The 17,980-nt window shown below is 70.1% G+C and carries 15 protein-coding genes and 1 pseudogene; 2 read left to right on the top strand and 14 right to left on the bottom strand.

The genetic code is table 11. The annotated features are described in order from the left end of the window. Window positions 1-4 precede the first annotated feature (4 nt). The 12 genes from H521_RS0102180 to H521_RS0102125 all read right to left on the bottom strand — a co-directional run bounded on the left by H521_RS0102180 (window position 5) and on the right by H521_RS0102125 (window position 12,264). Window positions 5-673, bottom strand: coding sequence for an alkylhydroperoxidase domain protein (locus tag H521_RS0102180; RefSeq protein ID WP_022891393.1), 669 nt, complete (start codon window positions 671-673; stop codon window positions 5-7). Then, the gene (locus H521_RS0102175; RefSeq protein WP_022891392.1) at window positions 670-1,266 is read right to left on the bottom strand and encodes a CMD domain protein; all 597 of its coding nucleotides are present in this window, start codon (window positions 1,264-1,266) and stop codon (window positions 670-672) included. The genes H521_RS0102180 and H521_RS0102175 overlap by 4 nt, the downstream gene beginning before the upstream one ends. Window positions 1,267-1,392: 126 nt before the next feature. Next, on the bottom strand, window positions 1,393-2,418 hold the full coding sequence (locus H521_RS0102170; protein ID WP_022891391.1) for a putative FMN-dependent luciferase-like monooxygenase: 1,026 nt from the start codon (window positions 2,416-2,418) through the stop codon (window positions 1,393-1,395). Further along, entirely contained in the window at window positions 2,415-4,145 is a 1,731-nt protein-coding gene (locus tag H521_RS21020; RefSeq protein ID WP_022891390.1) for a dipeptide ABC transporter ATP-binding protein, read from the bottom strand. The genes H521_RS0102170 and H521_RS21020 overlap by 4 nt, the downstream gene beginning before the upstream one ends. Next, entirely contained in the window at window positions 4,142-5,008 is an 867-nt protein-coding gene (locus H521_RS0102160; protein WP_022891389.1) for an ABC transporter permease, read from the bottom strand. The genes H521_RS21020 and H521_RS0102160 overlap by 4 nt, the downstream gene beginning before the upstream one ends. After that, window positions 5,005-5,943, bottom strand: coding sequence for an ABC transporter permease (locus H521_RS0102155; RefSeq protein WP_022891388.1), 939 nt, complete (start codon window positions 5,941-5,943; stop codon window positions 5,005-5,007). Before H521_RS0102155 ends, H521_RS0102160 begins: the two co-directional genes overlap by 4 nt. A 3-nt stretch (window positions 5,944-5,946) precedes the next feature. Continuing rightward, window positions 5,947-7,587 (bottom strand): TIGR04028 family ABC transporter substrate-binding protein, encoded by a 1,641-nt coding sequence (locus H521_RS0102150; protein WP_022891387.1) that lies wholly within the window; start codon window positions 7,585-7,587, stop codon window positions 5,947-5,949. Window positions 7,588-7,651: 64 nt separating this feature from the next. Next, on the bottom strand, window positions 7,652-9,106 hold the full coding sequence (locus tag H521_RS21015) for an NtaA/DmoA family FMN-dependent monooxygenase (RefSeq protein WP_022891386.1): 1,455 nt from the start codon (window positions 9,104-9,106) through the stop codon (window positions 7,652-7,654). A gap of 120 nt (window positions 9,107-9,226) precedes the next feature. Next, a complete protein-coding gene (locus tag H521_RS0102140; RefSeq protein WP_022891385.1) occupies window positions 9,227-10,321 on the bottom strand; it encodes a fatty acid desaturase family protein in 1,095 nt (364 codons plus the stop codon). A gap of 150 nt (window positions 10,322-10,471) precedes the next feature. Continuing rightward, on the bottom strand, window positions 10,472-11,059 hold the full coding sequence (msuE, locus tag H521_RS0102135; RefSeq protein WP_022891384.1) for an FMN reductase: 588 nt from the start codon (window positions 11,057-11,059) through the stop codon (window positions 10,472-10,474). A 120-nt stretch (window positions 11,060-11,179) separates the two neighbouring features. Further along, the gene (locus tag H521_RS0102130) at window positions 11,180-11,644 is read right to left on the bottom strand and encodes a MarR family winged helix-turn-helix transcriptional regulator (RefSeq protein ID WP_022891383.1); all 465 of its coding nucleotides are present in this window, start codon (window positions 11,642-11,644) and stop codon (window positions 11,180-11,182) included. Further along, entirely contained in the window at window positions 11,644-12,264 is a 621-nt protein-coding gene (locus H521_RS0102125) for a DJ-1/PfpI family protein (RefSeq protein ID WP_022891382.1), read from the bottom strand. The genes H521_RS0102130 and H521_RS0102125 overlap by 1 nt, the downstream gene beginning before the upstream one ends. A gap of 254 nt (window positions 12,265-12,518) precedes the next feature. Here H521_RS0102125 and H521_RS21010 point away from each other — a divergent pair, with 254 nt between their 5' ends. Further along, window positions 12,519-14,090: a stealth family protein gene (locus tag H521_RS21010; protein ID WP_245560931.1), complete on the top strand. Its 1,572-nt coding sequence runs from the start codon at window positions 12,519-12,521 to the stop codon at window positions 14,088-14,090. A gap of 19 nt (window positions 14,091-14,109) precedes the next feature. Here the strand turns inward: H521_RS21010 and cls are convergent, their stop codons facing one another. Next, the gene (cls, locus tag H521_RS0102115; protein ID WP_022891380.1) at window positions 14,110-15,582 is read right to left on the bottom strand and encodes a cardiolipin synthase; all 1,473 of its coding nucleotides are present in this window, start codon (window positions 15,580-15,582) and stop codon (window positions 14,110-14,112) included. 142 nt (window positions 15,583-15,724) lie between these two features. Then, window positions 15,725-16,692: pseudogene (locus H521_RS21005) on the bottom strand (metallophosphoesterase). 180 nt (window positions 16,693-16,872) lie between these two features. Here H521_RS21005 and H521_RS0102100 point away from each other — a divergent pair. Then, complete coding sequence (locus tag H521_RS0102100; RefSeq protein WP_022891379.1) at window positions 16,873-17,943, top strand: alpha/beta hydrolase; 1,071 nt, start codon at window positions 16,873-16,875, stop codon at window positions 17,941-17,943. The last annotated feature ends 37 nt before the right edge of the window (window positions 17,944-17,980 follow it).

The raw sequence follows: 17,980 nt of genomic DNA, 5'->3' as shown, positions 1-17,980 counted from the left end.
CACCTCACTCGCCGGGCGGGTTCTCGGGCTCGCCGAGCGAGAGCATGAGCCGGTTCGCCCAGTTGAAGAACGCCGCCGAGTGGATCACGTCGGAGACCGCCTGCTCGTCGTACCCAGCGGCGCGCAGGGCATCGAGGTGGCGCGACTCGAGTCGTGACGGTGTGGCGGCGAGCGCGACCGCCGCGTCGATGACGGCTCGCCACGCGGCATCCTGCTCGCCGTCGATGCCCTCGTCGAGCAACCGCTGCACGTCGTCGTGGCGCTTGGAGTGGTGGGTCGCGAATCGCGCGTGCACCGAGGCGCAGAAGATGCAGCCGTTGAAGCGGCTCGTCGCGGCGGCGGCGAGCTCCCGCTCGGCGCGGGGCAGGCCGTCCTTGGCGTTGTAGAAGATGTCCTTGTCGGTGAGCGTGCGGGCCCGCAGAATGTCGGGATCGCGCACGAGCAGCCGGAAGTAGTCGCTCTTCGCGCGCGAGCGGTCGACGAGACCTTCGAATTGGCGTTCGCTGAGCGTCGCCTCGTCGGCGGGTTCGAGCCACGGCAGCCAGTCGAGCTCGGCTTGCGTGAACGCGAGGGGCACGGACGCCCCGGGGTGCGTGAGGATGCGCACGGGCGTGCCGTCCGAGGCATCCGTCACCGGCTGTGCCACGGGGTGGTCGATCGTCTGTTCGGTCATGCTGCGTCCTTCGTGGTGAGCAGGCGGAGCCCGGCCGCGACGCGCAACTGGAACGCGAGGAACGACACGAGCTGCGAGAGGGTGACGATGCCGTCGGTCGACCAGCCGGCGTCGCCGAGTGCCGCGAGTGCCGCGACCGATGACTCGCGCGGGCGGAACACCAGCAGGTGCGCGTGCTCGAGCGCCGCGGCGAGTCGCTCGCCGAGCACGCTTCGAACCTCGTCGTCGACCGCGAAGCGCGGCCCGACGACGCTCTCGGGAGCCAACGGCCCGTCGGCGGGGTACTCGCCGTACGGCCCGGTCGTGCGCGCGGCGGCCGCCAGCGTGGCGATCGTCGAGACGAGCGCACCGTCACCCGCTCGGCGGTTCAGTGCGACGTAGTGCTCGCCAACTGGCACGTCATCATGCAGGATCGCGACGAACTGCGCGATCGCGGCCCGCTCGGCGAGGCTTGCGTGCGCCTCGTCGAAGTGGGTGAAGAGGGCGTCGTAGCTCGCCTGCGCGTTGTCGCGCGTGGCGGGGCGATGCCGCCGCAGCGCGTCGACGGTACCGCCGGGCGCCAGCCCCGCGAGCTGGTCGATGATGTCGGTCATGGGTGCTTCCTTTCGGTCGTTCGTTGTTCGCTGATCGAGGAGGCCCGCCAGGGCCGTATCGACATCCCTCGGAGTCTCGATACGCGTCCTCCTTCGTCGGGCGCTACTCGACCAGCGGGGCAGGCGCTACTCGACGAGTTGTGGCGCACGCGCAACGTGGCCGCTCCCCCAGCCGAGGGCCGGGGCGACCTCGCGGGCGATGAGCTCGATCGAGCGCAGCACGAGCTCGTGCGGCGGGTCGACGGAGTGCACCTGGAACGCCACGTCGCTCGCTTGCGTCGCCACCGTGTCGGCGGCGAGCGACTCGATCACCTCGTCGACGGTGCCGACGTGGGTGTCGTACGAGGCGATGAGCTCGTCGAGCGAGTCGCCGAACGGCGGCTGCCCGGTGCGAGTGAAGCCGGCCGCTGCCCGGCGCAGCCCGGCCTCGGCGTAGCGACGAGCCTCATCGCGGGAGTCGGCGACGAAGAGGGTGCGCGAGGCGAGGATCCGCGGCGGCACCCCGTGCGGCAGCGACTCGAGGTAGGCGTCGACGACCGGCTGCTGCAGTGCCGAGAGCGATGCCCGCGGAGCATCCGCCGACCTGGGCTGGGTGCGCGAGAGCATGAGTCCGTGGCCGGCACGGCCGGCGCGCGTGCCGCCGGGCGCCGAGAACGTCGCCTGCCAGACGTGACCGAGCAGGTCGCGGCCGGTGGGCTGCAGTCGATTGCGGTCGTCGCCGAGCGCGCCGCCGGCGAGCGCGGCGACGAGCGCATCGAGCTTCTCGGCGAACACGCCCGCGCGGTCCTCCGAGCGCTGCCCGAACGCGGTGAACGATGCCGGGTTCGCGCCCGAACCGAGCCCGAGCTCGGCCCGGCCACCCGAGAGCAGGTCGAGCACGACGGCGTCTTCGGCCACGCGCACGGGGTCTTCGAGCGGCAGGGTCACGATCGCGGTGCCGAGCCGGATGCGCGAGGTCGACGCGGCGGCGTGCGCGAGGAACACGAACGGCGACGGCAGCCCGCCCTCGGCCGCGTGGAAGTGATGCTGCGCGACCCACGCCGAGTCGAAGCCGTGCCGCTCGGCGGCAACGATCTGCTCGGTCGCGATGCGGTAGCGCTCGGCCGGCCCAGCGTCGTCGAGCAGCCTGGTGAAGAATCCGATGCGCGTCATGCGAGTGCCTTTCGTGTGGAGCGTGCGGGGCTGGCGGGGCTGGCGGGGCTGGCAGGGCTGGATGCGCTGGGTCTGTCGCTGGCGCCGCGCGCGTCAGCCGCAGCACGCCGGGGAACCGCCTCGAGCAGCTCCCGCGTGTAGTCGTGCTGCGGGGCGCCGAAGACCTGCTCGGTCGCGCCGCCCTCGACGATGCGGCCGCGGCGCATGACCGACACCGAGTGGCTCAGCCGGGCGACGACCGAGAGGTCGTGCGAGATGAAGAGGTAGCTGAGGCCGAGCTCGCCCTGCAGCTGTTCGAGCAGTTCGAGGATGCGCGCCTGCACCGTGACGTCGAGCGCCGAGACCGCCTCGTCGAGGATGACGAGCTCGGGTTCGAGGGCGAGCGCGCGGGCGATCGCCACCCGCTGCCGTTGGCCGCCCGAGAGTTCGCCGGGCCGCTGCGTCGCGAGGGCGGCGGGCAGCGAGACCCGGTCGATGAGCTGCCGAGCGGATGCCGCGCGCGAACGCCGATCGCCGATGCCGAAGTTGCGCAGCGGCTCGGCGATGATCTCCTGCACCGACTGGCGCGGGTCGAGCGAGGCGAACGGGTTCTGGTAGACGAGTTGCACGCGACGCCGGAACACCCGCTTGGCCGCCCCCGCGAGCGCCCTCACCGGCTCGCCGCCGAGCGCGACCTCGCCCGCGTCAGGCGTGACGAACCTCGCGACGATGCGCGCGGTGGTGGTCTTGCCCGAGCCCGACTCGCCCACGATCGCGTGCGTCGTGCCGCGCAGCACGGTGAACGACACGTCGTCGACGGCACGGAACGGCTCGCGACCTCGGCCGAGCGAGAACTCCTTCACGAGGCCGGATGCCTCGAGGGCGAACGGGTTCTCGGCCGCGGCGACGCTCGCGTCGCGCAGGTAGAGCGGGGGGCGCGGGTGGCGGAATTCGTGCTCGCCGAGCCCCGGGGCATCCGCCAGCAGTTGCCTCGTATACGCCTCGGCGGGCGCGTCGAGCACCGCCGCCGTCGATCCCTGCTCCACGATGCCGCCGTGCTGCATCACGACGACGCGCTCGGCCCGCTCGGCCGCGACGCCGAGGTCGTGCGTGACGAGCAGCACGGCCGTGCCGTGCTCGCGACGCAGCACGTCGATGAGGTCGAGGATGCGCCGCTGCACGGTGACGTCGAGGGCGCTCGTCGGCTCGTCGGCGATCACGAGTTCGGGCTCGAGGGCCACGGCACTCGCGATGAGCACGCGCTGGCGCATGCCGCCCGACAGCTCGTGGGGGTACTGCTTCGCCCGCAGCGCCGGGTCGTCGAGCCCGACCCGGTCGAGCAGGTCGAGCACTCGGGCACGGATGTCGCGGCGGTCGCCCCGCCCGTGGATGCGGAACGCGTCGGCGAGCTGCACGCCGATCGGGCGCACGGGGTTCAGCGACGACACCGGGTCCTGCGGGATGTAGCCGATGCGGGCACCGCGCACGCTCTGCAGCCGTCGGTCGCTCCAGCCGGCGAGGTCGACGCCCGAGAGCCGAATCGCGCCGGCCTCGACGAGGCCGCCCCCGGGCAGCAGCCCGAGCACCGCGCTCGACGTGGTCGTCTTGCCCGAGCCCGACTCGCCGACGAGTGCGACGACCTCGCCCGGCTGCACGTCGAACGAGACGTCGTGCACGACGCGGCGCGGCCCGCTCGCGGCGCGGTAGGCGACGTCGAGGTGCTCGATCGCGAGCAGCGGTGCGGTCATCGGTTCCTCCCGAGGGCGTGACTGATGCGGTTGGCCGAGAGCACGACCGCGACGACGACGAGTCCGGGCAGCACGGTCAGCCACCAGGAGGTGGCGACGTAGTTGCGCCCCTCGGCGATCAGGAGGCCCCACTCGGGTGTCGGCGGCGGCGCGCCGTAGCCGAGGAACCCGAGGGTCGAGATCGCGAGGATGGCGGCGCCGAACTGCAGGGCGGCGAGCCCGATCACGGCGGTCAGCGAGTTCGGCAGCACGTGACGGAACAGCACCGTGTGCAGGCGAGCCCCCGAACCGAACGCCGCCTCGACGTAGTCGCTCTGCCGCACGCGCACCACCTCCGACCTCGAGAGTCGCGCGAAGGCCGCGATCGAGCCGACGCCCACCGCGATCGCCGCGTTCACGGTGCCGAACCCCAGCAGGATGATGATCGACAGTGCGAGCAGCAGACCCGGGATCGACAGCAGCACATCGACGATGCGCATCACGATCGCGTCGACGACCCCGCCCAGCGAGCCGGCCAGCACGCCGAGCAGCGTGCCGACGACGAGGCCGACCGTGACCGCGACGAGCGCGCCCGAGAGCGAGTGCACGGCGCCGTAGACGACCCGGGTGAAGAGGTCTCGGCCGATCGCGTCGGTGCCGAAGAGATGGGCGAGGCTCGGCGCCTGCAGTTTCTCGGCCGGGACGCCGCTGATCGGGTCCTGCCCGGTGAAGAGCCACGGCACGACCGCCCACGCGAGCACGACGGCGATCACGAGCCAGGCGAGCACGAGCCCGGGTCGGATGCCGCGGAGCCGTCGCCGACCGTCGGTCGCGAATTGCGGAGCACTCGACGAAGGGCGCGTCTCGACAGCGGTCGCGCTCATGCCGCCACCGCCTTCCGCTTCAACCGTGGATCGAGCACGGGGTACACGAGATCGACCGCGAGGTTCACGACGACGAACACCACCGCCGCGAGGATCACGATCGCCTGCAGCACGGCCACGTCCTGATTGGCGACCGCCTGCTCGGTGAGCCGCCCGACGCCGGCGCGACCGAAGACGGTCTCGGTCACGACCGCGCCGCCGATGAGCTCGCCGATCAGCACACCGGCGATCGTGATCGTCGGCAGCAACGCGTTGCGTGCGACATCCCGCCAGAGCACTCGTGCCGGCCCTGCACCCTTGGCCCGCACCACCGCGACGAACGGCGAGAGCGCCACGTCGTCGATCGACCGGGCGAGCACTTGCGCGAGCGGGGCCGAGATCGGGATCGCGAGCGTCAGCACCGGCAGGATGAGCGACTGCACCGGATCTGCGCCGATCACCGGCACGAGCTTCAGCTGGAACGAGAACACCTGGATCAGCACGATGCCGAGCCAGAACACCGGCACCGAGACGAAGACGCCGGGCAACGATCGCAGTGCCTGGCGCAACCACGCGAATGGCGCGAGTGTCGAGAGGAACGCGACGGACACCGCGATGAGCACCGCGACGAGGAACCCGAGCCCGGCGAGCGCGAGCGTCTCTGGCAGGGCTGCCGCGAGCAGCTCGTGCACGGGCGTGCCGTACTGCACCGAGTAGCCGAAGTCCCCGACGAGGAATCCCGACACGGTGTGCAGGTACTGCTGCCAGGCCGGCACGTCGGCGCCGTAACTCGCACGGATGTCGGCGATCTGCTCGGGCGAGAGCCCGAGCTCCGGGCTCTCGAACTTGATCAGGATCGCGTCGCCGGGCAGCGCCTGCAGCAGCACGAACGTCACCGTGAAGGCGAGTGCGAGCACCACGAGCGCCTGCCCGACGCGGCGTGCGAGATACGGCATCGGCTACTTCTCGTCGAGCCAGGTGTCGTAGAACTGCGGGCGGGCGACGGCCTCGGTCGCGAAGCCGTGCACGTAGGGCGCGGCGCCGTAGACCTGCGGTTCCTCGAAGAGCGGGATGACGTACGCCTGCTCGGTGAGGTAGTCCTGCACGGCGGCCGAGGCCTCGTCGCGCTTGGAGGCATCGGGTTCGGATGCCACGGCGGTCAGCAGTTCGTCGAGCTTCGCGTCGTTCGAGAGCAGGGTGTTGCGGTTCTTCGTGAAGTACTGGCTCTTGATCACGTCGTTGTCGGCGCGTCCGACCATCGAGTGGTAGAGCGGGGTCTTCAGCGGATCGAGGATGTCTGCTGCGTAGCTGCCGGCATCCGCTGCCTTGACGTTGAGCTCGACGCCGATCTTGGCGAGCTGCTGGCTGACGAGCTCGAGGGTCTGCTTCGAGAGCGGTTGCGGCTTCGCCTCGTAGACCGTGAGCGAGAGGCGCTCGCCGTTCTTCTCGCGCACGCCGTCGGCACCGACCTGCCAGCCGGCCTCGTCGAGCAGCTCCTCTGAGAGTTCGGGGTCGAAGGCGAGCGCCTCGGACTCATCCGTGTAGCCGGCCGCTGTCGAGGCGAGCTGCGAGGTCGCGACCGGGTAGTTCTCGGTGAAGATCGTGTCGACGACCTCCTGCGCGTCGACGCCGTGCACGAGCGCCTGGCGCACCTTCAGGTCGCTGAGCAGCGGGTTCGTGAAGCGCAACCCGATCGAGTTGTTCACGCCGCGCGTCGGCGCCGCGATGATCTCGAAGCCCGCGCCCGAGACCTGCGCCTCGTCGAACGCCTGCACATAACGGATCACGTCGGCCTGGCCCGCGAGCAGCGAGCCGATGCGCACGCTGTCTTCAGGGGCGACGACGAGGTCGATCGCGTCGAGGTAGGCACGGCCCTGGTGCTCGAACGAGGGCGGCGCCCAGTCGTAGTCGTCACGCGCCTCGAGGCGCAGCGAGGTGCCGATCTCCTCTTCGGTGACGACGAACGCGCCCGAGCCGACGATCTCGGTCGACGAGCCCGCACCGAACTCCTCGAGTTTGCGGTCGAGGGTCTCTGGCGAGAGGAGCCCCGAGTTGATCGTCGACGTCGCCTGCAGGAACCCGGGGGCCGGCGCCGAGAAGCGGAACGTGACCGTGTCGGCGTCGACGACCTCGCTCGAGGCGTAGTTGTTGATCGCCTCCGACACCGTGAGCCCGAGCTCGGTGTTGCCGAGCCCGTAGGTGTCGAAGTTCTTGGCCACCGCAGCGGCGTCGACGACGGTGCCGTCGGAGAAGGTCACGTGGTCACGCAGCTCGAAGGTGTACTCCGTGGCATCCGCGTTCACCGTCCACTCGGTCGCGACCCACGGCTCGATCTCGAGCGACTCCGGGTCCTGCCAGGTGAGACGTGCGGTGATGTTGTTGACGATGCCGCCGTTCGGGTAGAAGCCGGCCTGGGGTGGGTAGAGCGTCGTGTGCGGCTGGTGCTCGAGGTAGGTGAGCGTGCCGCCTTCGACGGGGTCGCCGCCGGTGGCGGCATCCGTCGCGGTGGTCTGCGTTGCGCACGACGCGAGCAGGCTCACGGCGGCGAGCGCGGCGGCTGCCGTGACGGCGAGGCGGCGGAAGGTGCGTGGGGTGGACATCTGGTGGTCTTCCTTCGGTCGGGAACGGATCGTGACGGCCCTTGGTGGAGGCGTGGGGTCGAAACTACGGATGCCTCGGGGCCGTCTCAACCGCGCTGCGACCCGCGCGGTCACGGGGTGAAATGCCCTGCAACGAGACGTCACCGGGCGACACGTGCACGTTGCCGGGGCGGCCGAGACCGAGGTGCTCGCGCAGGGTCTCGCCCTCGTATTCGGTCGGAAAGACCCCCCTGCGCTGCAGTTCGGGCACAACCTGCAGGGCGAACGCCTCGAATTGCTGGGGCTGCACGGCCGAGAGCACGTTGAACCCGTCGACGGCGCCCGCTTCACCCCAGGCCTCGAACTCGGCGGCCACGTCGTCGGCCGTGCCGACGATCATCGAGGCGTTCACCGAGGCTGCGACCACGAGATGGCGCAGGGTGGGCGGGCGATCCCCGCCCGGGTTGCGGCCGGTGCGCTCGGCGACGATCTCGACGAGCTCCTGCCCGGGGGCACTGAACGCAGCGACGAGCGAGGGGGTGACCGCCCGGTCGGGCGAGAGGCCCGAGAGGTCGACGCCGACGAGGGTGGCGAGCTGGGCGAGCGAGCGGTTGGCCGGGAACGCGGCCGGCGGGCCGTCGGGCCAGTCCTCGGCGATCTGCACGAGCTCGCTGAGCTCGTCGGCGATCGACTGCGCGTGCTCGCGGGTCTCGCCCACGATCGGCAGCACCGGGGCGATGACCTTGAGCGTGCGATCGTCGCGGCCCGATTCGAAGGCGAGCGCCCGCAGCTCCTCTCGAATCGCGACGGCGTGTTCGAGACCGCTCACGGCGACGAGCGCGAGGTCGGCGCTCTGCGCGGCGAAGAGCCGCGACCGCGGCGAGGTGCCGGCGTGCACGATCGGCAGGTGGCCCTGCACCGGGCGCGCCACGTTCAAGGGCCCGGTGACGCTCAAGTGCTCGCCGTGGAAGTCCGTGGCGTGCAGCTTCTGCGGGTCGAGGTACACGCCGGTCGCGGCATCCGCGACGATCGCATCGTCTTCGAAGGAGTCCCAGAGCCGGCGCAGCACGATCTCGAACTCGACGGCGCGGTCGTAGCGCGACTCGTTCGCCGCGTGGAAGTCGAGCCCGTGATTGCCCGCGGCGCGCGGCTCGGCGCCGGTCACGAGGTTGAGGCCGGCCCGCCCGCCCGAGAGCAGGTCGACCGACGCCGTCGCCCGCGCGAGCGTGTAGGGATCGGAGTAGCTCGTGTTCGCCGTGGCGATCAGGCCGATGCGCGAGGTGATGCCCGAGAGGTAGGTGATCGCCGAGATCGGGTCGATGCGCGCCACGAGGTACGGATCGCGGAACTCGAGGTCGTGCCCCGTCGCGAGCCAGTCTCCGAAGAAGAGGTAGTCGAGCCGTGCCGCCTCGGCCACCTCGGCCGCGCGCCGCAGCACGGCGGCGTCGGCGCGCGGGTCGCGATGGGCCCCTGGATACCGCCAGCCCGAGGGATACGCCCCGATCGCCCTGACCATTGCGCCGATGATGAGTCGTGTCATGTTTCGACCTCCTGCCCCGACGCTAGGGAGGCCGAACGGATGTCGCGAGGGTGCCCGTCACACAGGGGAACCGGCCGTCACACGCCTCAATCGAGGGTCACACGACGTCACGGCGACCGCTCAGATCGACGCCCGCTGCACCACGAGCGGGCACTCGAACGGGTCCCGCTCGCCGAGCCCGACCCGATTGATGTAGCGCAGCACGATGCCGTACGACTGCCACAGCCCGGTCTGGGTATATGACACATCGTGGCGCAGGCAGTAGCGCTCGATGATCGGTGCGGCGCGGCGCAGGTGCGGTCGCGGCATCGACGGGAAGAGGTGGTGCTCGATCTGGTAGTTGAGCCCGCCCATCAGCACGTCGATGAACCGGTTGCCGCGGATGTTGCGGCTCATGAGCACCTGGCGACGCAGGAAGTCGAGCTTCATCGACTTCGGCACGAGCGGCATGCCCTTGTGGTTCGGTGCGAACGAGGCGCCCATGTAGAAGCCGAAGAGGCCGAGCTGGATCGCGAGGAACACCACCGCCTTGTCGGGCGAGAGCACGATGAACACGAGGGCCACGAACCCGATGATGCGCACTGCGAGCACGAGCGTCTCCGCGGTGCGGTGCGGCAGCCGCTCTCGAGCGAAGACGCGGTGCACGCTCGACGCATGCAGCGAGAGGCCCTCGAGCAGCAGGATCGGGAAGAAGAAGGCGCCCTGGTGCCCGATGACCCAGTGGGCGATGGGGCTTCGCCGGCGTTCGGCCTGCTCCGGGGTGAAGGCGACCACCGGCAGATCGATATCCGGGTCGACACCGACCTGGTTGGGGTTCGCGTGATGACGGGTGTGCTTGTGCTGCCACCATCCGTAGCTCATGCCGACGAACCCGCCCAGAATGAGGCTCGCCCAGTCGTTCCACTTGCCGGAGCGGAAGATCTGGCGATGCGCGGCGTCGTGCCCGAGAAAGGCCGTCTGCGTGAACAGCACGGCGAATCCAACGGCGATGAACATCTGCCACCACGAGTCGCCGATCCAGATGAACAGGGCGATCGCCGCCGCGAACGCGACGGGCACGGCGATGAGCTTCGTCCAGTAGTAGCCGTAGCGGCGCCGCATGAGGCCCGCGTCCTTGATCTGGCGGGCGAGCTCCGTGAAATCGCTGGCCGGCGTCGCGCGCCCGTCACCCGTTCTCGGTCGAGTGAGCCGAACCGGCGAGACCTCCGCGGTCATGACGACCTCCTCTCGAGGTCGCCGCACGCGGGGTCCGGGCACACGGTATTGGGCTTGCGTTCTGCTCATTCAACGGTACGCCGACTCCCAGTGGAGTCGAGTGATCCTCATTGAACTCTCAGGCCGGGCCGCAGGCCGCGACCCACCGGGTCACCACGTCGCGACGTACTCCGAGACCACGTCCGAGAAGGTGCCGCGCACGACCGGAACCCCGCGCCCGACGGCCTGCGCGATGCGCTCGCGAAGCGCCTCGGAGTCGATACGGTAGTCGACGAAGTCGGCATCGCTCGCATAGACCCCGAGCGGCAGGGTGAGCGCCTGGAAGAAGGAGAACAGCGGCCGGAACTGGTGTTCGATGATGAGCGCATGCCGGTCGCTCCCGCCCGTGGCGGCGAGCAGCACCGGCTTGTCGATGAGCGAGTACTGCCCGACGAAGTCGAACACGTGCTTGAAGAGGCCCGTGAACGACGCCCGGTAGACGGGGCTCGCCACGACGAGCAGCGTCGCCGACTCGATGCGGCGAATGGCGGCCTCGGCGACCGGGCTCAGCTCGTCGCGACGCAGCGCCCCGGTGAACTCGCGGCCGATCTCACTGAGCTCGATGAGATGCGTCTCGACCTCGACGTGCTCGCCGAGCGCAGCGGCGAACGACGCGAGGATCTCGGCGGTGAGCACAGTGGTCTTCGAGGGCGCGTGCAGGCTGCCCGAGACGGCGACGAGCGAGATGGTGCGTGACATGCTCGAAACGCTAGACAGGGCGATCGGATGCCGCCACGCCCGCCGACCCGCGGCGTAAGTTCGCGTCATCCGGCGCCACACTGAACCGAGCGGCCCCGCCCGCTCGATCTTGCGACTCGATCAGTCGGCGATGCCCCGCACCCGCCGCGACGCGGCGATGATGCGCAGCATCGTGTCGAGCGCGACCTGCAGTTCTTCCGCCCCGAGCTCTGCTCCGACGGCGTCGGCCCACGCACGCTGCGCAGCGCCGAGGCGAGTCACGGCGGCGCGCCCGTCGGGAGTGGGCTGCAGGAGCTTCGCTCGCCGGTGCCTCGGATTCTCGACGTACTCGGCCCAGCCGCGTTCGACGAGCTGATCGGCAGTGCGCTGCACGCTCTGGCGAGCGAGCCCGAGACCGACCCGGCGGGCGATCTCGGCGACGGCGAGGCCGCCGTCGAGCGTCGCGCCGAGCACTTGCCACTGCGCCGGGGTCAAGCCCGCTGGGCCGGCGATTTCGCGAGCCGCATCGAGGAACTCCCCGTTCAGCTCGAAGGCCGGCAGCACGAGGGCCGTGAGGGCGTCGCCGGCGGGACTCCGCCTGCCCATCAGGCTGCGCCGACGAGCGCGTCGTAGTAACGGCGCTCGCCGGTCGTGTAGAGGCCGTACCAGGCATCGATCACCGGCTGCGGCATGGCGCTCAGCATCTCGAAGGCCGCCTTCGCGAACTCGAGCGGCGCGGTGGCGCCGGCGGTGATCACTCCGCGGTCGACGACGGCGCGGTCGTGCGAGTAGTGCGCCTGCCCGGCGTACCCGGCGGCGAGCTCGAGGAATTCGGGCGCGTTGCTCGTGTGGGCTCGCTCGTCGAGCAGCCCGGCGCGGGCGAGCCCGAGCGTTCCGCCGCAGATGGCGGCGACCGGCGTTCCGGCCGCGACGAGGCGCGTGGCGAGCGCGAGCACCTGCTCGTGCCCCTCGGCCCAGGTGTCGGCGCCGGGCACCACGAGCATCGCGATGCGCTCGGGGTCGAGCTCGGCGAGCGCGGCATCCGGCCGCACGTGCATGCCGCCCATCGTGGTGACCTCGGCCGCATTCTCGCTCGCGACGACGAGACGGATCGCGCCTCCCGTCATGCCGAGGCCGGCCACGAGGTAGCCGTACTCCCAATCGGCCATGGTGTCGGTCGCGTACAGCACGACCACTCGTTCGTTCGATGCAATGTTTGTCAGCATGCTGTCATCTTGGCGTGATTGACAGCATGCTGTCAAGACGTCCAGAGGACGAGATTGTTCCCACCCCGGCCTTGCGTACAATCAGAGCATCGCGCTCCGCGCGCTCCCACCCCACGACCCCTGGAGGCCACCGCTCCGTGACGAGAACCGACCGCGATCGAACCCCTGACCGGCAGCAGCACGACGGACACGCGTTCGCGCGGCGGGAGGCGACGCCCACGCCGCCGTTGCGGCTCTCCGATGCGTCGGAACTCGTGCTCGTCGAGTCCGCGAACCGTGCGCTCCGGTTCGATCGCGACGACCTCGTCATCCGCAAGGGACAGTACGCCCTGCGCAACGGCCACATGACGCCGCAGGAATCGATGGTCGAAGACCTGCTCACCGTGGCGGCGGCGCTCGACGCCGCCGAAATCCCGTTCCTGCTCGTTCGCGGCAACGACGACCGGCCCGTGATCGCCGTCGACCGCGCCGATCGCAAGCGCGTCGCCCAGGCGTTCGCCGAGGCGTTCGCCGACGAACCCTTCTACGCGGCGACCCTCGCTCCGACGCGTGCGGCCGACACCCACCCGGTGCTGCTCGCCGACGGCCGGCTCTCGGCCGGCCGCAAGCCCACGGTGCTGCGCGTCTACCGACCCCGCATCGAGCCCATCGGGCGCTTGCGCTACGGCAGCGAGACCGCGGTGCAGATCGAGTTCTGGCGGTTCGGCGACGACACGATCGAGGCCCCCGCCGAGAACGCGCTCATGCGCCGCACGCTGCCGCGCTCGGAGACGACCGACGACGTCGTGCACCTGCACGGTCGCGACTGGCCGACGCTCGAGCACATGTTCGAGCCACTCGCGAGCGACGTCGACTTCGAGATCGACATGGTCTTCTCGTGGGTCGACGGCTCGAGCGACGAGTTCATCCGCGAGCGGGCGAAGCGCATGCAGAGCTACGTGGTCGGCGAGGGCGACGACTCCGAGGCCCGCTATCGGCAGATCGACGAGCTCAAGTACGCGTTGCGCTCGGTGCACCTGTTCGCGCCGTGGGTGCGGCGCATCTTCATCGCGACCGACTCACCCGCCCCGGCCTGGCTCGCCAAGCACCCCAAGGTCACGATCGTGCGCAGCGAAGAGATGTTCGCCGACACCTCGGTGCTGCCGACGCACAACTCGCACGCCGTCGAGAGCCAGCTGCACCACATCGAGGGGCTCGCCGAGCACTTCCTCTATTCGAACGACGACATGTTCTTCGGCCGCCCGCTCCGCCCCTCGCTCTTCTTCTCGCCCGGCGGCATCACGAAGTTCGTCGAGGCGGCGACCCGCATCGGCCTCGGATCGACGCACCCCGGCCGCAGCGGCTTCGAGAACGCGGCGCGGGTCAACCGCGCACTGCTGCGCGACCGCTTCGGCAAGGTCACCACCCGTCACCTCGAGCACTGCGCGGCACCGCTGCGCAAGAGCGTGATGGCCGAGCTCGAGGGGGCGTTCCCCGAGGAGTTCCGGCGCACGGCCGCGAGCCGCTTCCGCTCGGCGACCGACATCTCGGTCACCAACTCGCTGTACCACTACTACTCGCTGCTCACGGGTCACGCGGTGGTGCAGACCGACGCCAAGGTCAAGTACGTCGAGACGACGCTGCGCCAGGCGCTGCCGGCCATGAAGCAGCTGCTGAAGCGCCGCGACCACGACATGTTCTGCCTGAACGACGGCAGTTTTCCCGAGATCTCAGTCGAGGAGCGCACGGCCGCCGTGATCGAGTTCCTCGAGCACTACTTCCCGTTCCCGGCTCCGTGGGAGAAGGCAGCGGCGGATGCCTCGGCGCAAGCCGACCTCAGCGCCTGACTACTGGCGGCGCGGCTGACTACTGCAGCGCAGAGGTGAGACGCGCGACCCCGTCGAGGAAGGTCGCCGAGGCGGGCTCGCGCTCCCACTCCTCGAGCGTGAGCTGGCGCCCGGCGTCTCGGTAGCCCTGCTCGACCGCCCGCATGTCGGCCACGAACGAGGCGCCGCGCACGAGCAGCGACACCTCGGAGTTGAGGCTGAACGAGCGGATGTCCATGTTGCTCGAGCCGATCACGGCGACATCGTCGTCGATCGACAGGTGCTTGGCGTGCAGGATGTACGGGCCGGGGTACAGCCAGATCTTCACGCCAGCGGTGAGCAGGGCCCGGTAGTACGAGCGCTGCGCGTGCCAGACCGAGCCCTGGTCGCCGATCTCCGAGACGAAGAGCTGCACGTCGAGCCCGCGGTAGCACGCCGAGGTGATCGCGTAGAGCATCGCCTCGTCGGGCACGAAGTACGGACTCGTGATGATGACCTGGCGTTGCGCCGAATTCACGAGCGTGAGGAAGAGACGCAGGTTGTTCTCGGCGTCGTATCCGGGCCCGCTCGGCACCACCTGGCAGACGAGCGCAGCGGATGACTCGTCGGCAGGCACCGCGGCCGCGGCGACCCGTTCATCGTCGCCGATGAGCTCGTCGGTCTCGAGGTACCAGTCCGAGACGAACACGGCGTCGATCGCGGTCACGACCGGCCCGGTGACCCGGGTCACGAGTTCTTGCCACTGCAGCCCTCGTTCGAGGTTCTTCTTCGAGTTGTAGCTGCGGTCGATGAGGTTCTGCGAGCCCATGAACCCGACCAGCCCGTCGACGACGACGAGCTTGCGGTGATTGCGCAGGTCTGGCCGCTGGTACTGGCCCTTGAGCGGCCGCACCGGCAGCATGAAGGCCCAGGCGACGCCGATGCGGTCGAGCTCGGCGTACGTCGCGTCGTGTCCGGCGGCTCGATTCGAGGCCACGGAGTCGAGCAGCACCCGCACGGTGATGCCGCGCTGCACCGCACGCTCGAGGGCGCCGAAGAAGCCCTTCGTGGTCTCGTCGAACGAGACGATGTAGAACTCGACGTGCACGAATCTCGTGGCGGTGTCGATCTCGTCGGCCATGGCGTCGATCGACCCGCGGTAGTCGCCGATGAGTCGCGCAGTGTTGCCCCCGGCTGCCGGCAGCGCGCCGAGCACCCGGTTCTGCTCGGTGAGCGAGGCGAACCAGTCGGGCCACGAAGCCCGGTCGGGGGCCAGGTCGACGTGCTCAGCGCGCTCGGCGATGAGGCGGTTGAGCTCCTGCTGCTTCTCGCGGCGCTTCCTCGGCAGTTTGACGCTGCCGATCAGCAGGAAGAAGAGGATGCCGACGAACGGGATCAGGAAGATCGCGAGCAGCCACGCCATCGCGGCCGTGGGCTTGCGCCCTCGGGGCACGATGATCAGCGCGGCGATGCGGATCGCGAGATCTGCGAGCACGACCACGACGCCGATGATCGCAGCGACTTCTGCCCCCATGACCGACCCCTCCCCCGAGATGTGCGCTCCGCCGCGTCGGGGGCGGCTTCGCACCCGACGCGAGAGTGCTCCGAGTATGGCAGGCGCCTCGATCGGGCGGGGCAACGCCTCGCCGCCGAGTGCGTCAGCGCGCGAGCAGGCGTCAGCCCGCGAGCACCGGGATGGGCATCGTGAACGGTGGCTCCTGCACGACCGGCGCAGCCTCGGCATCCGCGATGCTGATGCCGGAGGCGTCGAGGCGTCTCGCGCTCTCGCCGGCGTCGATCCAGTCGAGGGCGGGAAACGCGCCGAGCGGCACGACCGAGTGCAGCACGGTCGTCGGGTAGACGTGCACGAGGTTGAACGCACGCGCGCCGTCGCGGCCCCGCGTGCCGCCGACCGGCACGTTGAGGTCTTGCGTGTAGCAGCTGGCGGAGGCGACCGAGACGGGAACCCCCGCAAAGGTCGCGGTCGACGAGTAGTGCAGGTGGCCGGCGATGATCGAGCGGATGTCGCTGCCCTCGACGACCTCGGCGAGACCGGCCTGATCGCGCAGTTCGACGGCGACGGCCAGGTCGAGCACACTCGGCACCGGCGGGTGGTGCATCGCGAGGATCGTGCCGTGCGGTGCTGGCATCGAGAGCTCTTCGGCGAGCCAGTCGAGCTGAGCCGGAGCAACCTCGCCGTGGTGGTGTCCGGGCACCGTCGAGTCGAGCGTGATGACGCGAAGGCCGTTGACGTCGTCGACCCGGTCGACGGGGCGCACACCGCCCACGCCGCCGTCCCGCGATTCCCCGAGCAGACCGCGCCGGAATGCCGAGCGGTCGTCGTGGTTGCCCATGACCCAGATGACCTGGGCGCCGAGCCGCTCGGCGACGGGGTCGACGATGCCGCGAATGCGGGCGTACGCGTCGGGCTCCCCCTTGTCGGCGAGATCGCCGGTGAAGACGATCGCCTCGGGGCGGGCACCGGATGCCTCGAACTCGTCGAAGAGCGTCTGCAGGTGCCGCTCGCTCGCGACCCGGTCGTAGAGCAGACCGCCGCCGGCGAGCACGTGCGTGTGCTGATGTGGAGGAGGAAGTGGTCCGGCCGAGGGTACTCGGCCGTACGGGTCGTCACGATTGGTCCCATCGCTCGGTGGTCGACGCGCAACCTCGGGCGTCTGGCATGGACACTAGCCGACCATGTGAGGCTGAACGGATCATGAACACGGCATGTGACGAAGCCGAACGCGGCGGGCGACGGTGCGCCCCGCCTCGCGGCCGCTGATTCTCCGACAGGATGACCGGGTACGGAGTCGAGGGGGAACGAGTGTCGTCGAAGAACACGCGCAACACGCTGCCGTCGTGGGGCAACGAATTGTGGCTCGGCCGGCGGCAGCGCCGCTTCATCGGCACGGTGGTGGTGATCGCCGTCGTCGGCTTCCTGATCACGTGGGTCCTGACGCTCACGCCGTGGCCTTCGGCGATGGCGATTCGCGCCGTCTTCGAGAAGGGCGGCGACGACACCGCGGCCGAGATGGACAAGTACGTGACCGACGCTCCGCTCACCGAGCACCTCGCGGTGCCGGTCGACGGCGATGCCGACGACGCGGGAATGACCTTCGACGTGTTCTCGCCCGATGACGGCGACGACGAGCCGCTGCCCACCATCGTGTGGGTGCACGGCGGGGCGTGGATCGCCGGTGACTCGACGAATGTCGACCCCTACCTGCGCATTCTCGCGGCCGAGGGGTATACGACGGTGGGGCTGAACTACACGCTCGGGCCCGAGGGCACCTACCCCGTCGCGGTGCACCAGTTGAACGATGCGCTGCAGACCATCGAGGCCGACGCAGCGGAGTACCGCATCGACCCCGACCGCATCGTGATCGCCGGCGATTCCGCCGGTGCTCAGTTGGCGAGCCAGCTGGCGACGCTGTCGACCAACCCCGACTACGCGCGCCTCATGAGTGTCGACCCCGCGCTCGATGCCGACCAGATCGTGGGCGTCGTGCTCAACTGCGGTGTCTACGACCTCGACGCGATGTCCGAGTTGACCGGCATCGGCGCCTGGGGCCTCAAGATCGCACTGTGGGGCTACACCGGCAGTCAGGACTGGTCGCAGCGCTCGTCGGGTGCGACCATGTCGACGATCGACTTCGTGACCGCCGACTTCCCGGCCACCTACATCTCGGGCGGCAACGGCGACGCGCTCACGTGGATCCAGTCGCTGCCGATGGAGGCGCGCCTCGCCGAGCTGGGCGTCGACGTCACCTCCCTGTTCTGGCCCGCCGACCACGTGCCCGCGCTGCCGCACGAGTACCAGTTCCACCTCGACTCCGAAGAGGCGCAGGCCGCACTCGTCGAGACCCTCGACTTCCTCGAGGGCGTCACCGGCTGAGGGCGCAGCCGCTCCGCGACGCCCCGGTTAGGCTTGA

Origin of the sequence: Agromyces subbeticus DSM 16689 (assembly GCF_000421565.1) — a bacterium.
Lineage (GTDB): Bacteria > Actinomycetota > Actinomycetes > Actinomycetales > Microbacteriaceae > Agromyces > Agromyces subbeticus.
Note: the sequence above shows the minus strand (reverse complement) of the source record. Positions and strands in the feature narration are given on the sequence as shown.

Coding starts and splice junctions, on each gene's coding strand:
- H521_RS0102180 (WP_022891393.1), bottom strand. CDS start 673: ATGACCGAACAGACGATCGACCACCCCGTGGCACAGCCGGTGACGGAT.
- H521_RS0102175 (WP_022891392.1), bottom strand. CDS start 1,266: ATGACCGACATCATCGACCAGCTCGCGGGGCTGGCGCCCGGCGGTACC.
- H521_RS0102170 (WP_022891391.1), bottom strand. CDS start 2,418: ATGACGCGCATCGGATTCTTCACCAGGCTGCTCGACGACGCTGGGCCG.
- H521_RS21020 (WP_022891390.1), bottom strand. CDS start 4,145: ATGACCGCACCGCTGCTCGCGATCGAGCACCTCGACGTCGCCTACCGC.
- H521_RS0102160 (WP_022891389.1), bottom strand. CDS start 5,008: ATGAGCGCGACCGCTGTCGAGACGCGCCCTTCGTCGAGTGCTCCGCAA.
- H521_RS0102155 (WP_022891388.1), bottom strand. CDS start 5,943: ATGCCGTATCTCGCACGCCGCGTCGGGCAGGCGCTCGTGGTGCTCGCA.
- H521_RS0102150 (WP_022891387.1), bottom strand. CDS start 7,587: ATGTCCACCCCACGCACCTTCCGCCGCCTCGCCGTCACGGCAGCCGCC.
- H521_RS21015 (WP_022891386.1), bottom strand. CDS start 9,106: ATGACACGACTCATCATCGGCGCAATGGTCAGGGCGATCGGGGCGTAT.
- H521_RS0102140 (WP_022891385.1), bottom strand. CDS start 10,321: ATGACCGCGGAGGTCTCGCCGGTTCGGCTCACTCGACCGAGAACGGGT.
- msuE (WP_022891384.1), bottom strand. CDS start 11,059: ATGTCACGCACCATCTCGCTCGTCGCCGTCTCGGGCAGCCTGCACGCG.
- H521_RS0102130 (WP_022891383.1), bottom strand. CDS start 11,644: ATGGGCAGGCGGAGTCCCGCCGGCGACGCCCTCACGGCCCTCGTGCTG.
- H521_RS0102125 (WP_022891382.1), bottom strand. CDS start 12,264: ATGCTGACAAACATTGCATCGAACGAACGAGTGGTCGTGCTGTACGCG.
- cls (WP_022891380.1), bottom strand. CDS start 15,582: ATGGGGGCAGAAGTCGCTGCGATCATCGGCGTCGTGGTCGTGCTCGCA.